The 12,132-nt window shown below is 65.5% G+C and carries 13 protein-coding genes; 6 read left to right on the top strand and 7 right to left on the bottom strand.

Annotation, left to right across the window (positions count from 1 at the left end):
- Positions 1-20 precede the first annotated feature (20 nt).
- The 5 genes from MasN3_RS03920 (at position 21) to MasN3_RS03900 (ending at position 3,577) form a co-directional block, all read left to right on the top strand.
- On the top strand, positions 21-410 hold the full coding sequence (locus MasN3_RS03920) for a hypothetical protein (protein WP_281912508.1): 390 nt from the start codon (positions 21-23) through the stop codon (positions 408-410).
- A 13-nt stretch (positions 411-423) separates the two neighbouring features.
- Entirely contained in the window at positions 424-1,113 is a 690-nt protein-coding gene (locus MasN3_RS03915; RefSeq protein ID WP_281912506.1) for a C39 family peptidase, read from the top strand.
- Positions 1,114-1,123: 10 nt separating this feature from the next.
- Entirely contained in the window at positions 1,124-1,654 is a 531-nt protein-coding gene (locus MasN3_RS03910; protein ID WP_281912504.1) for a hypothetical protein, read from the top strand.
- A 36-nt stretch (positions 1,655-1,690) separates the two neighbouring features.
- Entirely contained in the window at positions 1,691-3,157 is a 1,467-nt protein-coding gene (locus MasN3_RS03905) for a hypothetical protein (protein WP_281912502.1), read from the top strand.
- A 213-nt stretch (positions 3,158-3,370) separates the two neighbouring features.
- Positions 3,371-3,577, top strand: coding sequence for a cold-shock protein (locus MasN3_RS03900; RefSeq protein ID WP_027865721.1), 207 nt, complete (start codon positions 3,371-3,373; stop codon positions 3,575-3,577).
- A 195-nt stretch (positions 3,578-3,772) separates the two neighbouring features.
- Here the strand turns inward: MasN3_RS03900 and MasN3_RS03895 are convergent, their stop codons facing one another.
- The 7 genes from MasN3_RS03895 to MasN3_RS03870 all read right to left on the bottom strand — a co-directional run bounded on the left by MasN3_RS03895 (position 3,773) and on the right by MasN3_RS03870 (position 10,354).
- Positions 3,773-4,189, bottom strand: a complete 417-nt coding sequence (locus MasN3_RS03895) for a DUF971 domain-containing protein (RefSeq protein ID WP_281912497.1) — start codon at positions 4,187-4,189, stop codon at positions 3,773-3,775.
- Positions 4,190-4,200: 11 nt separating this feature from the next.
- Positions 4,201-4,638, bottom strand: coding sequence for an HIT family protein (locus MasN3_RS03890; RefSeq protein ID WP_281912496.1), 438 nt, complete (start codon positions 4,636-4,638; stop codon positions 4,201-4,203).
- Positions 4,635-8,642, bottom strand: a complete 4,008-nt coding sequence (locus tag MasN3_RS03885) for a DUF3683 domain-containing protein (RefSeq protein WP_281914628.1) — start codon at positions 8,640-8,642, stop codon at positions 4,635-4,637. The genes MasN3_RS03890 and MasN3_RS03885 overlap by 4 nt, the downstream gene beginning before the upstream one ends.
- Before the next feature lie 254 nt (positions 8,643-8,896).
- Positions 8,897-9,223, bottom strand: a complete 327-nt coding sequence (locus tag MasN3_RS03880) for a hypothetical protein (protein ID WP_281912494.1) — start codon at positions 9,221-9,223, stop codon at positions 8,897-8,899.
- 26 nt (positions 9,224-9,249) lie between these two features.
- Positions 9,250-9,540 (bottom strand): hypothetical protein, encoded by a 291-nt coding sequence (locus MasN3_RS25265; protein WP_370662383.1) that lies wholly within the window; start codon positions 9,538-9,540, stop codon positions 9,250-9,252.
- Complete coding sequence (locus tag MasN3_RS03875) at positions 9,495-9,845, bottom strand: transglutaminase-like domain-containing protein (RefSeq protein WP_281912492.1); 351 nt, start codon at positions 9,843-9,845, stop codon at positions 9,495-9,497. Before MasN3_RS03875 ends, MasN3_RS25265 begins: the two co-directional genes overlap by 46 nt.
- A 5-nt stretch (positions 9,846-9,850) precedes the next feature.
- Positions 9,851-10,354 (bottom strand): YqaA family protein, encoded by a 504-nt coding sequence (locus tag MasN3_RS03870; protein WP_281912490.1) that lies wholly within the window; start codon positions 10,352-10,354, stop codon positions 9,851-9,853.
- Between the two features lie 198 nt (positions 10,355-10,552).
- Between MasN3_RS03870 and ilvA the strand changes: the two genes are divergently transcribed.
- A complete protein-coding gene (ilvA, locus tag MasN3_RS03865; protein ID WP_281912488.1) occupies positions 10,553-12,091 on the top strand; it encodes a threonine ammonia-lyase, biosynthetic in 1,539 nt (512 codons plus the stop codon).
- Positions 12,092-12,132 lie beyond the last annotated feature (41 nt).

The raw sequence follows: 12,132 nt of genomic DNA, 5'->3' as shown, positions 1-12,132 counted from the left end.
CGACTCAAGGGGAGATTCCTATGAAAGCTGTGAACCGATGCCTGCTGGCGGCGCTTGTCGCGCTCCCGCTGGCGGTCCAGGCTGCCGATCAGGAGAAGCTGCCGATCAAGCTCGGCTTCCTGACCGAAGTGAACGTTGCCCCGACTGCAGGCGGCAACACCGGCGCCTGGGGCGAAGCCGTTACCAGCGAGCGCCTGGGGCGCACCGCCGGCAAGGACGACAACATCCACACCGAAGCGGTGCTGGGCGGTACGGTAGGCAACAACACCGCGATCAATACGGTCAGCGGCAACAACGTCATCGACAGCGGTTCGTTCGCGAATGCGCAAGGCTTGCCGATGGTGATCCAGAACAGCGGTTCGAACGTGCTGATCCAGAACGCCACCGTCATCAACCTGCGCCTGCAATAGGCATGAAGGCTTTATGAAAACGATTGTCGCCACCTGTGCCGCCGCCTGCGGCATCTTGCTGGCACCCGGGTGCCTGGCATCGGGCATCGAGCTGGCCGTGGGCCAGCGCGCCACGGTGCCGGTCACCTCTCTCAAAGAGATCAAGTTTCGCAAGACCACCCGCCAGCAGTTCGACTTCAGCTGCGGCTCGGCCGCCCTGGCCACGCTGCTGACCTACCACTACGACACCCCGGTCACCGAAAAGGAAGTCTTCGAGAAGATGTACCTGACCGGCGACCAGGCCAAGATCCGCCAGCAGGGCTTTTCCATGCTCGACATGAAGCGCTACCTGGCCACCCGCGGCTTCGTCGGCGACGGCTTCCAGCAGCCGCTCGACAAGCTGCTCGAGGCAAAGCTGCCGGCGATCGTCCTGATCAGCGACCGCGGCTACAACCACTTCGTGGTGATCAAGGGCGCCGAGGATGGGCGCATCCTGCTGGGCGACCCGTCCAGCGGCGCCCGCTCCGTGACGCGCGAACGCTTCATGGAACTGTGGGCCAACAAGCTGCTGTTCGTGGTGCACCGCTACCCGAACACCATCGCCAAAGCCAGCTTCAACGGCGCCGACGACTGGCGCGCCGCTCCGCGCGCGCCGATCGGCACCGGCATCAACCAGGAACAATATAGCCAGGGCCTGCCGAAGTTCGGCCCCGGCGATTTTTGAAAGGAATGCCATGGACTGGCTCATAAGCTGGCCGAAATTCGCACGCCGGGCCCTCGCGGCCACGCTGCTGGCCGGAGCCTGCGGTGCAGCGCTCGCCCAGGGCAAGGTGGCGGTCATCGCCGCCGAGGAATGGGCGCCGGTCGACGAAGGGACGCTCGACGCCAACCGCGGCGGCTTCGAGACCCCGGGCGGCCTCAACATCTCGCTCGGGATCGAGCGGGTGGTGTCCGTCAACGGCGAAATCCTGTCACGCACCAACGTCGCCATCCCCGACGTGGCGTCGATGAATGCCGAGCAACTGATGCAGGCGCGCGACGCGCTTGGCACGGCGCGCCTGATCCAGGTCGGCGGCGGCAACTTCGCGCCGGGCGACATCGGCCTGGGCAGCGGCGCCACCCTGGTCCAGAACAGCCTGGACCACCAGGCCATCATGGCCCAGACCACCATCAGCTCGACGGTCAACAGCATGGCGCTGATTAAAGACCTCAATTTTCACTCAACAATTCGTGATGCAATCGTGCGCTCGGCAGGAAGCCTGTAGCATTGCAATATTATTAATCTGTCGATGGAGAAACGCATGCCCACTCACGTCGCGCGCCTAGGCGCCGCGAGCCTGGCGGCAATGCTGCTGGGGCCTGTCGCCCAGGCCCAGGGCCTGCCTGCCGCCGAACCGGACAAGGCCGCCGAACTGGCCACGCTGAAGGCCGAACTGGCCGCCCAGCGCGAACTGGTCGACCGCCTGATGCGCGAACTGCAGGCGCAGCGCGCCAAGATCGAACGCATCGAAGAGAAGCGCGACGAGGCCCGCCCGGTCCTGGCAGGGAGCCTGGAACTGCCCCCGCGCGTCGATGACCTGCTGCTGTCCGAGCAGCGCGGCACCGGCGGCCAGAACGGTGGACAGAATACCCAGCAAGCGCCGGCGCAGAACACTGCGCCCAGGACCGCCCAGAACGGCAACGCGCCGAACAACGGCCGGCCGCCCTCGACCCCGGCGCCGGTCGTGCCCGGCCCGGCCCCGACGGCCGCGCGTCCGCCGGCCCAGGCAGTCGCCGCCAGCCGGATCCAGAACAACCAGAAGGACCAGCGCCCGCCCGAGGTGGCGCCGCTGTTCGAAGCCCCGGGCGTGCTGACGCCGCGCGGCAAGTACATCCTCGAACCCGCCCTGCAGTTCGGCTATTCGTCGAGCAACCGGGTGGCTCTGGTCGGCTACACCGTGATCCCGGCCCTCCTGATCGGCCTGGTGGACGTGCGCGAGGTCAAGCGCAACACCTTCACCGGCTCGCTCACCGCCCGCACCGGCCTGAACAACCGGATGGAAGTCGAGGTCAAGGTACCCTATGTGTACCGCTCGGATGCCACCGTCAGCCGCGAGATCTTCACCGGCACCGCGGCCGAGCGCGTGTTCGACACCAGCGGCAAGGCCCTGGGCGACGTCGAAATCGCCGGCCGCTACCAGCTGAACAACGGCGGCCCGGACAAGGCCTATTACATCGGCGGCCTGCGCTACAAGTCGACCACCGGCAAGGATCCGTTCGAAGTCGTCACCGACTGCCAGACCCGCTGCATCGGCGAGAACGTCACCGGCACCGGCCTGCCGCTGTCGCTGCCGACCGGCTCGGGCTTCCATTCGCTGCAGGGCAGCCTGACCTGGCTATTCCCATCCGACCCGGCGGTCTTCTTCGGCAACCTCAGCTACCTGCACAACTTCAAGCGCAGCAACGTGCAGCGCCTGGTGCGCAACGGCATTCGCGAACCGCTGGGCGAACTGGCGCCGGGCGCGATCATCGGCTTCAACTTCGGCATGGGCCTGGCGCTGAACGACAAGGCCTCGCTCAGCCTCGGCTACGACCACAGCACGGTGGCGCGCATGAAGCAGAATGGCCGCACGGTACCGGGCTCGGTACGGACCCAGCTCGGCACCCTGCTGCTGGGTTACTCCTACCGCTTCAACGAGAAGCGCTCGCTGTCGGTGGCGGTGGGCGCCGGCGTGACGCGCGACACCCCCGACGTGTCGCTGACGATACGGATGCCGCTCAGTTTCTGATGGGTTTTTACCAGGTTTCTACTAGCTAGCGGGCCGCTGCCGGAGACCGGCGGCTCACACTAAAAAAGGGAAGCGCACAATTGAAAAAGTTCCTTCCCTTTTAAAAATTTGTCTCTATAATCATTTTTGCAATGTTGAGCACGCCGCTGGATCCACTACCTCCTGACGTCCGACAAAGCAATAACATAGATAAACTTCATTGAGGGAATTACCATGGCGACTGGCACTGTAAAGTGGTTTAACGATGCAAAAGGTTTCGGCTTCATCACCCCGGACGGCGGTGGCGAAGACGTCTTTGCACACTTCTCGGCCATCAACACCCAAGGCTTCAAATCGCTGGCGGAAAACCAGCGCGTGAGCTTCGACATCACTGCCGGCCCGAAGGGCAAGCAGGCTGCGAATATCCAGCCGCAGGCCTGAGATACCACTGCTGCGCTCCCACGGGAGCGCGCCAAAAACAAAGAGCACGTCATTGACGTGCTCTTTGTTTTTATGGGTCCTGTTCACGTAGGGTGCACGGCTTTGCCGTGCGCGCGTTCAGCCAGCTGACAATCAGCCGTAACCTCTGTTCGAGCCGGATTTGAACGCGCGGACGGCGGAGCCGTCCACCCTACATTAATGGTGATGCCCGCAGCCCGACTTCGGCGCCGCACCCGGCAATTCGGTACCGGGCTCGCGGCCGCTGTCGCCCGCGAAGCCGGCCGCATGCAGGCGGTCCAGGTACTGCCGCCACAACGAAGCCCCCTCGCTGCCCAGCTTGTAGAGGTAATCCCAGGTGAAGATGCCGCTGCCGTGGCCGTCGTCGAACAGCGGCTTGATCGCGTAATTGCCGACCGGCTCGACGCCGGTGATGCCGACCTCGCGCTTGCCGACCTGAAGCACTTCCTGGCCCGGGCCGTGGCCCTTGACCTCGGCCGAGGGCGAATATACGCGCATCAGTTCGAAGGGGATGGAAAAGCTGCTGCCATCGTCGAAGGCGATGTCGAGCAGGCGCGATTTCTGGCGGACGGCAATGTCGGTTGGGTTAGGCATGGGCTCCCCTCTTATTCGTTGAAGTGCTTCGCGATCGCGGCGGCCAGCGCCGGCAGCAGCGCGCGGCGCGCGGCCAGGACGCTTTCCTCGGTCTGGCGCGCGGCCTGCGCCCACACCGGCGCCGGGAAGTGCGCATCGTCCGCATAGCGCGGAATGATATGCCAGTGCAGGTGCGGCACCACGTTGCCGAGGCTGGCCACGTTGACCTTGAGCGGCTGCATGACCTCGCGCACCGCCCCCTCGACCCGGTACACGGCTTCATTCAGCAGCAGGCGGTCTTCAGGCGCCAGGTCGCTCATCTCGCGCACATGGGCGCGCCAGATCACGCGGCAAAAGCCGGGATAGGCCGCGTCATCGACCTGGATGACGCTGAACTTCTCGCCCTGCCAGACGACAGGGACAGTGAGGTCGCACAGTTCGCAACCGGGCTGGCGCTCGACTTCCTTCATACCAGCACCCTTTCGATGCCGCCGTTGTTGGCGCGGGCGACGTAGTCGGGCATCCAGTTCTCGCCCAGCAGGTGGCGCGCCATCTCGACCACGATGTAGTCGGCGGTGGTGCCGGCATCATGGTTGTAGCGCGACAGGCCCTGCAGGCAGGATGGGCAGCTGGTCAGGATCTTGACCTCGCCCTTGAAGCCGTCGTCGCGCAGCTTGTCGGCGCCCTTCTCCATCTCGCCCTGCTTGCGCGAGCGCACCTGGGTGGCGATGTCCGGACGGCTCACGGCGAAGGTGCCGGATTCGCCGCAGCAGCGGTCGTTCTTCTCGATCTTCACGTTGTCCACGGTGGAGACCAGCGCGTTCACGGTCTTGAGCGAATCCTGCATCTTCATCGGGGTGTGGCAGGGGTCGTGGTACATGTAGCGGGTGCCGGTCACGCCTTCCAGCTTGACGCCCTTTTCCATCAGGTATTCGTGGATGTCGATGAGGCGGCAGCCCGGGAAGATCTTGTCGAACTCGTAGTTCGCCAGCGAGTCGTAGCAGGTGCCGCACGACACCACGACCGTCTTGATGTCGAGGTAGTTGAGCGTGTTGGCCATGCGGTGGAACAGCACGCGGTTGTCCGTCACCATCTTGTCGGCCTTGTCGTACTGGCCGGCGCCGCGCTGGGGATAGCCGCAGCACAGGTAACCCGGCGGCAGCACGGTCTGCACGCCCACTTCCCACAGCATCGCCTGGGTCGCCAGACCCACTTGCGAGAACAGGCGCTCCGAACCGCAGCCCGGGAAGTAGAACACGGCCTCGGTGTCGGCATTGGTCGCCTTCGGATTGCGGATGATCGGGATGACCTTGTCGTCCTCGATGTCCAGCAGCGCGCGCGCGGTCTTCTTCGGCAGGTTGCCCGGCATCTTCTTGTTGATGAAGTGGATCACCTGCTCGCGCACCGGCGCCTTGCCGGTGGTCGGGGGCGGCGCTTCCACCTGCGGCTTGGCCAGGCCGCGCAGCAGCTGGTTGCCCATGCGCTGGGCCTTGTAGCCCAGGTCGACCATCACCTTGCGGGTGGCGTTGATGGTGGTCGGATCGGTCGCGTTCAGGAAGAACATGGCGGCGCGGTTGGCCGGCTTGAAGCTGCGCTTGTCCATCTTGCGCAGCAGGTTACGCATGTTCATCGAGACGTCGCCGAAGTCGATGTTGACCGGGCACGGCGTCACGCACTTGTGACACACGGTGCAGTGGTCCGACACGTCCTCGAATTCTTCCCAATGGCGGATCGAGACGCCGCGGCGGGTCTGCTCTTCGTAGAGGAAGGCTTCGATCAGGGCCGAGGTCGAGAGGATCTTGTCGCGCGGCGAATACAGCAGGTTAGCTTGGGGCACGTGGGTGGTGCAGACCGGCTTGCATTTGCCGCAGCGCAGGCAGTCCTTGATGCTGCCCGCGATCTCGCCGATGTCGCTCTGCTGCATGATGAGCGATTCATGGCCCATCAGGCCGAAGGACGGCGTATAGGCGTTGCGCAGGTCGGCCGACACCGCCGTCGTGCCCAGCAGCTTGCCCTTGTTGAAGCGGCCTTCCGGGTCGACCCGTTCCTTGTACTCGCGGAATTCGCGGATCTCTTCGTCGGTCAGGAACTCGAGCTTGGTGATGCCGATGCCGTGCTCGCCCGAGATCACGCCGTCCAGCGAACGGGCCAGCCGCATGATGCGCTCGACCGCCGCATGCGCATCCTGCAGCATCGCGTAGTCGTCCGAGTTCACCGGCAAATTGGTGTGCACGTTGCCGTCGCCGGCGTGCATGTGCAGCGCCACGAACACGCGCGAGCGCAGCACGCGCTTGTGGATGGCCGTGCATTCGTCCAGGATGCATTTGTAGGCGGCGCCATTGAAGATCTGGCGCAGCGGCGCGCGCAGCTCCTGCTTCCAGGAGACGCGGATGCTGTGGTCCTGCACCACGTCGAACAGCAGCGCGTCCGGCTGGGCGCCGATGCGCTGGTCCAGGGTCGAGGACAAGTGATCCAGGCCCAGCTCGTCGAGCTTGCCGCGCACGTCGACCAGCTTCTGGTCGAGGTTGGCCAGGATGAAGCGCCAGCGCGCCGCCACCATTCCAAGCAGCGCCACCGCCTGCTGCGGGCGGTCGCCCAGGATCTCGTTGCGGTCCACCGTATCGCCGGTGGCGTCGTCGCTCTTCTCGATCGGCAGGTGCTCGTTCGACAGGTAGCTGTGAAGCTCGCCGGCCAGCTGCAGCTTGTTCTTGATCGACAGCTCGACGTTGATGCGCTCGATGCCGTCGGTGTACTCGCCCATGCGGTTCAGCGGGATCACCACGTCTTCGTTGATCTTGAAGGCGTTGGTGTGGCGTGCGATGGCCGCGGTGCGGGCGCGGTCGAGCCAGAATTTCTTGCGCGCTTCCGGGCTCACGGCCACGAAGCCCTCACCGACGCGGGTGTTCGCCAGGCGCACCACCTCCGAGGCGGCAATCGCCACCGCGTTCTCGTCGTCGCCGACGATGTCGCCGAACAGCGCCATCTTGGGCAGCACGCCGCGCTTGGATTTGGTCGCGTAGCCGACCGCGCGCAGGTAGCGCTCGTCCAGGTGCTCCAGGCCCGCCAGGCGGATGGTCGAATAGGCCGGGTCGCCGTTCTTCGGCAGGCTGTCGAGGTAGTCCTTGATCTCGACGATCGACGGAATCGCATCGCGCGCCTGGCCGAAGAATTCCAGCGCCACGGTGCGAGTGAACTTCGGCATCTTGTGCAGGATCCAGCGCGCCGACGTGATCAATCCGTCGGTGCCCTCTTTCTGGATGCCCGGCAGGCCGGCCAGGAACTTGTCGGTGACGTCCTTGCCCAGGCCCTCCTTGCGGAAGCGGCGGCCTTCGATGACAAGCGTCTCGGTGCGGAAAGGCGCGCCCTTCGCCGCGCCGCGCGGGCTCGGATGGGTCCATTCCAGCTTGAAGGTCGCCACCGGCGCATCGTGGATCTTGGACAGGTTGTGGTCCATGCGCGTGACTTCCAGCCAGTCGCCGTTCGGGTCGACCATGCGCCAGGAAGCCAGGTTGTCGAGCGCGGTGCCCCACAGGACGGCCTTCTTGCCGCCCGCGTTCATCGCGATGTTCCCGCCGATGCAGGACGCGTGGGCCGAGGTCGGGTCGACCGCGAACACGAAGCCGGCCTTTTCCGCCGCCTGCGACACGCGCTGGGTGACCACGCCGGCGTAGGTATGGATGGTCGCGTATTCGCGGTCCACGCCCGGCAGGCGCTTCAGTTCGACCTCGCCGATGCCGATCAGTTTCTCGGTATTGATCACGGCCGACATCGGGGTGAGCGGAATCGCGCCGCCGGTGTAGCCGGTGCCGCCGCCGCGCGGGATGATGGTCAGGCCCAGCTCGATGCAGCCCTTGACCAGGCCGGCCATCTCTTCCTCGCTATCGGGCAGCAGTACCAGGAAGGGGTATTCGACGCGCCAGTCGGTGGCGTCGGTCACGTGCGAGACGCGGTGCATGCCGTCGAAGCGGATATTGCGTTTATCCGTGTAGGCGCCGAGCACCTGCCTGGCGCGCTTGCGCAGGTCGTAGGTCTCGCGGAACTCGCGCGCGAAATCGTCGACCGCCTTGCGCGCGGCGGCCAGGAGCTGTTCGACCGCGCTCGAGCGCGATGCGGACGCTTCGGCATCGCCTTCGATGGCGTCCACGCTCAGGCGGCGCTTGTCGACTTCGCCCAGGCGGTGGTGCAAGGCGTCGATCAGCTTCTGGCGGCGCTTGGGGTTGTCCAGCAGGTCGTCCTGCAGGTAGGGATTGCGGCGCACCACCCAGATATCGCCCAGCACCTCGTACAGCATGCGCGCCGAGCGACCGGTCTGGCGGGCGCCGCGCAGTGCGTCGAGCAGGCGCCACGAGGACTCGCCCAGCAAGCGGATCACGATCTCGCGGTCGGAAAACGAGGTGTAGTTGTAGGGGATCTCGCGCAGTCGTGCAGGAGCATTGTCGGCGAGCAGGGTATGGATGTGTGCGGGCGCGTTCATGAGATGCAGGGCGTCGGTCGGACGGGTCCGAAGGACGTTCATTCTAGCTTATTGCGCTGCACCACGCTGGGCTCATGCAAGAATGGCCAGAAGGCCGCGCAAGGAAATGCCAATGCACGGCCATCCATGCAAATTTCATTTGAAAAAAACCCGCACCATGCATCATTCGTTTGCATGGCGACAGGAAACTGCTTATTCCATAAGGCTGGGCTGGGGCGCCTCATGCCACGCATAGCAGCTTTGCAACAATAGGCTCAGCCTTGCGTGGGGGTTTGCGGCGCCTGCTTGATCAGCCCTTCCAGGCGCCCTTTCGCCTGCTGGGTCATCGGAACCGAGCGCAGGCAGTCGACGACTTCGGCACGCACCGGCTCGCGCACCGTCAGGTTGCAGGTATGGGCGAGTTCGACGAGAAAGTTGCGGTCCCCTTCCGGCATGGCGGCGATGTCCGGCCAGACCAGGCCGAGTTGCTGGCTGGTCGAGTCCTTGTGCGAGCTCAGCATATACCTGGCGCCGAGGAAACCGAACACGGCCAGGGCGGCCAGGGCAAGGAACAGGGAGAGAAGGCTGGGAGGCTTGTTCATAGCCGGCATGATACCCGACCTGGCCCTCAGGGCGGATCGCCGGCCAGGTCGGGCAGGCCGGCCAGCACCTCCTCGACGCTGGTGCAGCGCTCCAGCACCTCGACGACGACCGGCAGCGGTTCGGCCAGCACGCCCGGCAGGTCGCGCTCGTGCGGATCGCTCAGGCTGAAAGCCAGCGCTTCGCGCGGCGGGTCGAAGCGGGCGTCGATGCCGGGCTTGTTGCCGCGCGGGTCGAGCCGATACCAGCCATGCGGCGCCAGCCAGACCGCGTTCAGCCCGTGCAGGCAATACGGCGCGGCGGGATCGCCGGTGGCCAGGCGCTGGTAGCACAGGCCCGCCGGGATGCCGTTGGCCCTGAGCAGGGCCGCCAGCAGTGGCTCTTGGCGTAGCAGAAGCCGGTGCCGTGGCGCAGGACGCTCGACGCGCGGCAGGTGACCGGATTGCGCCGGAAATCGGCGCTATGGGCGATCTGGTTGCGAACGAAGACGAAGCAGGCGCGCACGATGTCGGCCTCCGAATGCGCCCCGGCCGCCAGGCGGCGGGCGGTGGCCGCTACCGCCGGATGGCCGGCATCGATGTGGGTGCTGGCGCCGAGGTAGGCCTGCAGTGCGCCACGGTCCATGCTGGTCATCCGATCAGGCGTTCGAAGAAATCGCCCACGGTCTTCCAGAACCCGTCGGGGATGTACAGCAGGATCGCGGTCATGGTGACGTAGCGCGCGAACTTGCCGATCGCCATGTACATCACGCTCGGCCAGAACGGCAGGTGCAGCCAGCCGGCCAGGGTGCACAGCGGGTCGCCCACGCCCGGCAGCCAGGACAGCAGCATGGTCTTGGCCCCGTACTTCTTGAGCCAGCCGAACCAGCGGCTCTGGCGCTCCTTGGCGAAGGCGATCTTGGCGCGGTAGCCGATGAAGTAATCCACCACGCCGCCCAGCGTGTTGCCCAGCGTGCCCACCAGGATGGCCGGCCAGAACATCGCGGGATTCGCCTTCACCACGGCGAAGACGGCCGGCTCGGAGCCGAGCGGCAGCAGCGTGGCCGAGATGAAGCTGACGATGAAGATGGAGGTCAGCCCGATGGCCGGCGCGGCCAGGACGTTCAGCAGCCAGAGGACGGCGTTTTCGATCATTAAAATGGGGGCCTTGAGCAGTAGCGATAGGTGTCCATTATAATGAGGATCACTTATCGTAACGACACGATACGCCGCAGCCGCTACCCGGCGCGCCGTATCGCACTCAGCGCCCCGGTCACCCTCCGAGCAACACAGTGCGCGTCGTCCGGCCCTCCGGCCCATCCCACGCCGGACCTGTTATCCCGATTGCCGACCATGACTACCGACTATCTCAAGAGAATCCTGACCGCCCGCGTCTACGACGTCGCCGAAGAAACCCCGCTCGAGTACGCGCCCACGCTGTCCCAGCGGATGAACAACCGCATTTACTTCAAGCGCGAAGACATGCAGAGCGTGTTCAGCTTCAAGCTGCGCGGCGCCTACAACAAGATGGCCAACCTCACGCCCGAGCAACTCAAGCGCGGCGTGATCTGCGCCTCGGCCGGCAACCACGCCCAGGGCGTGGCCCTGTCAGCAAGCCGCCTCGGTTGCCGTGCCCTGGTCGTGATGCCGACCACCACCCCGCAGGTGAAGGTCGACGCGGTCAAGGCGCGCGGCGGCGCCAGCGTCGAGGTGGTGCTGCATGGCGACTCCTACACCGACGCTTACAACCACGCGCTGCTGCTGGAGAAGGAGCAGCGCCTGACCTTCGTCCATCCCTTTGACGACCCCGACGTCATCGCCGGCCAGGGCACCATCGGCATGGAGATCCTGCGCCAGCACTCCGCGCCGATCCACGCGATCTTTGTCGCCATCGGCGGCGGCGGCCTGGTGGCCGGCGTAGGCGCCTACGTGAAGGCGGTGCGCCCGGACATCAAGGTGATCGGCGTGCAGACCATCGATTCGGATGCGATGGCCAGGAGCCTGAAGGCCGGCCAGCGCGTCACCTTGAGCGACGTCGGCCTGTTCTCGGACGGCACGGCGGTGCGCCTGGTGGGCGAAGAAACCTTCCGCATTGCCAAGGAAGTGGTAGACGAGATCATCATCGTCGACACCGACGCGATCTGCGCCGCGATCCAGGACGTGTTCCAGGACACGCGCAGCATCCTCGAGCCGGCCGGCGCGCTGGCGGTGGCCGGCGCCAAGGCCTATGTGGAACGCTCGCAGATGGCGAAGAATCCCGTCAGGGACGAGACCCTGGTGGCGGTGGCCTGCGGCGCCAACATGAACTTCGACCGCCTGCGCTTCGTTGCCGAGCGCGCCGAGCTGGGCGAATCGCGCGAGGCCGTGTTCGCGGTGACCATCCCCGAGCAGCGCGGGAGCTTCCGCCGCTTCTGCGCCCTGGTCGGCCCGCGCAACGTCACCGAATTCAACTACCGCATGGCCGATTCGCGCGAGGCCCACATTTTCGTCGGCGTGCAGGTGGGCAGCCGCAGCGAGTCGGGCCTGCTGGCGCGCACCTTCGAGGAACACGACTTCCGCACCCTCGATCTGACCCACGACGAACTGGCCAAGCTGCACATCCGCCACCTGGTGGGCGGGAAAAGCGCGCAAGCCCAGGACGAATTGCTGTATCGTTTCGAGTTCCCCGAACGGCCGGGGGCCTTGATGCGCTTCCTCGACAGCATGGCGCCGAACTGGAACATCTCGCTGTTCCACTACCGGAACCAGGGCGGCGACGTGGGACGCATCCTGGTCGGCCTGCAGGTGCCGGCGGCGGAAATGGATGAGTTCCGGCAGTTCCTGGCGACGCTGGGCTACCGGTATTGGGACGAGAGTGCCAATCCGGTGTACAAGCTGTTCCTGGGCGCCTAGCCTCCGGCTGATCGCACCCCTACATTCCGCACCGCAGTGTT

Source organism: Massilia varians (assembly GCF_027923905.1).
In the GTDB taxonomy this organism is placed as follows: domain Bacteria; phylum Pseudomonadota; class Gammaproteobacteria; order Burkholderiales; family Burkholderiaceae_D; genus Telluria; species Telluria varians_B.
Note: the sequence above shows the minus strand (reverse complement) of the source record. Positions and strands in the feature narration are given on the sequence as shown.

Coding starts and splice junctions, on each gene's coding strand:
- MasN3_RS03905 (WP_281912502.1), top strand. CDS start 1,691: ATGCCCACTCACGTCGCGCGCCTAGGCGCCGCGAGCCTGGCGGCAATG.
- ilvA (WP_281912488.1), top strand. CDS start 10,553: ATGACTACCGACTATCTCAAGAGAATCCTGACCGCCCGCGTCTACGAC.
- MasN3_RS03890 (WP_281912496.1), bottom strand. CDS start 4,638: ATGAAGGAAGTCGAGCGCCAGCCCGGTTGCGAACTGTGCGACCTCACT.
- MasN3_RS03885 (WP_281914628.1), bottom strand. CDS start 8,642: ATGAACGCGCCCGCACACATCCATACCCTGCTCGCCGACAATGCTCCT.
- MasN3_RS03875 (WP_281912492.1), bottom strand. CDS start 9,845: ATGGACCGTGGCGCACTGCAGGCCTACCTCGGCGCCAGCACCCACATC.
- MasN3_RS03880 (WP_281912494.1), bottom strand. CDS start 9,223: ATGAACAAGCCTCCCAGCCTTCTCTCCCTGTTCCTTGCCCTGGCCGCC.
- MasN3_RS03895 (WP_281912497.1), bottom strand. CDS start 4,189: ATGCCTAACCCAACCGACATTGCCGTCCGCCAGAAATCGCGCCTGCTC.
- MasN3_RS03915 (WP_281912506.1), top strand. CDS start 424: ATGAAAACGATTGTCGCCACCTGTGCCGCCGCCTGCGGCATCTTGCTG.
- MasN3_RS03900 (WP_027865721.1), top strand. CDS start 3,371: ATGGCGACTGGCACTGTAAAGTGGTTTAACGATGCAAAAGGTTTCGGC.
- MasN3_RS03870 (WP_281912490.1), bottom strand. CDS start 10,354: ATGATCGAAAACGCCGTCCTCTGGCTGCTGAACGTCCTGGCCGCGCCG.
- MasN3_RS03910 (WP_281912504.1), top strand. CDS start 1,124: ATGGACTGGCTCATAAGCTGGCCGAAATTCGCACGCCGGGCCCTCGCG.
- MasN3_RS03920 (WP_281912508.1), top strand. CDS start 21: ATGAAAGCTGTGAACCGATGCCTGCTGGCGGCGCTTGTCGCGCTCCCG.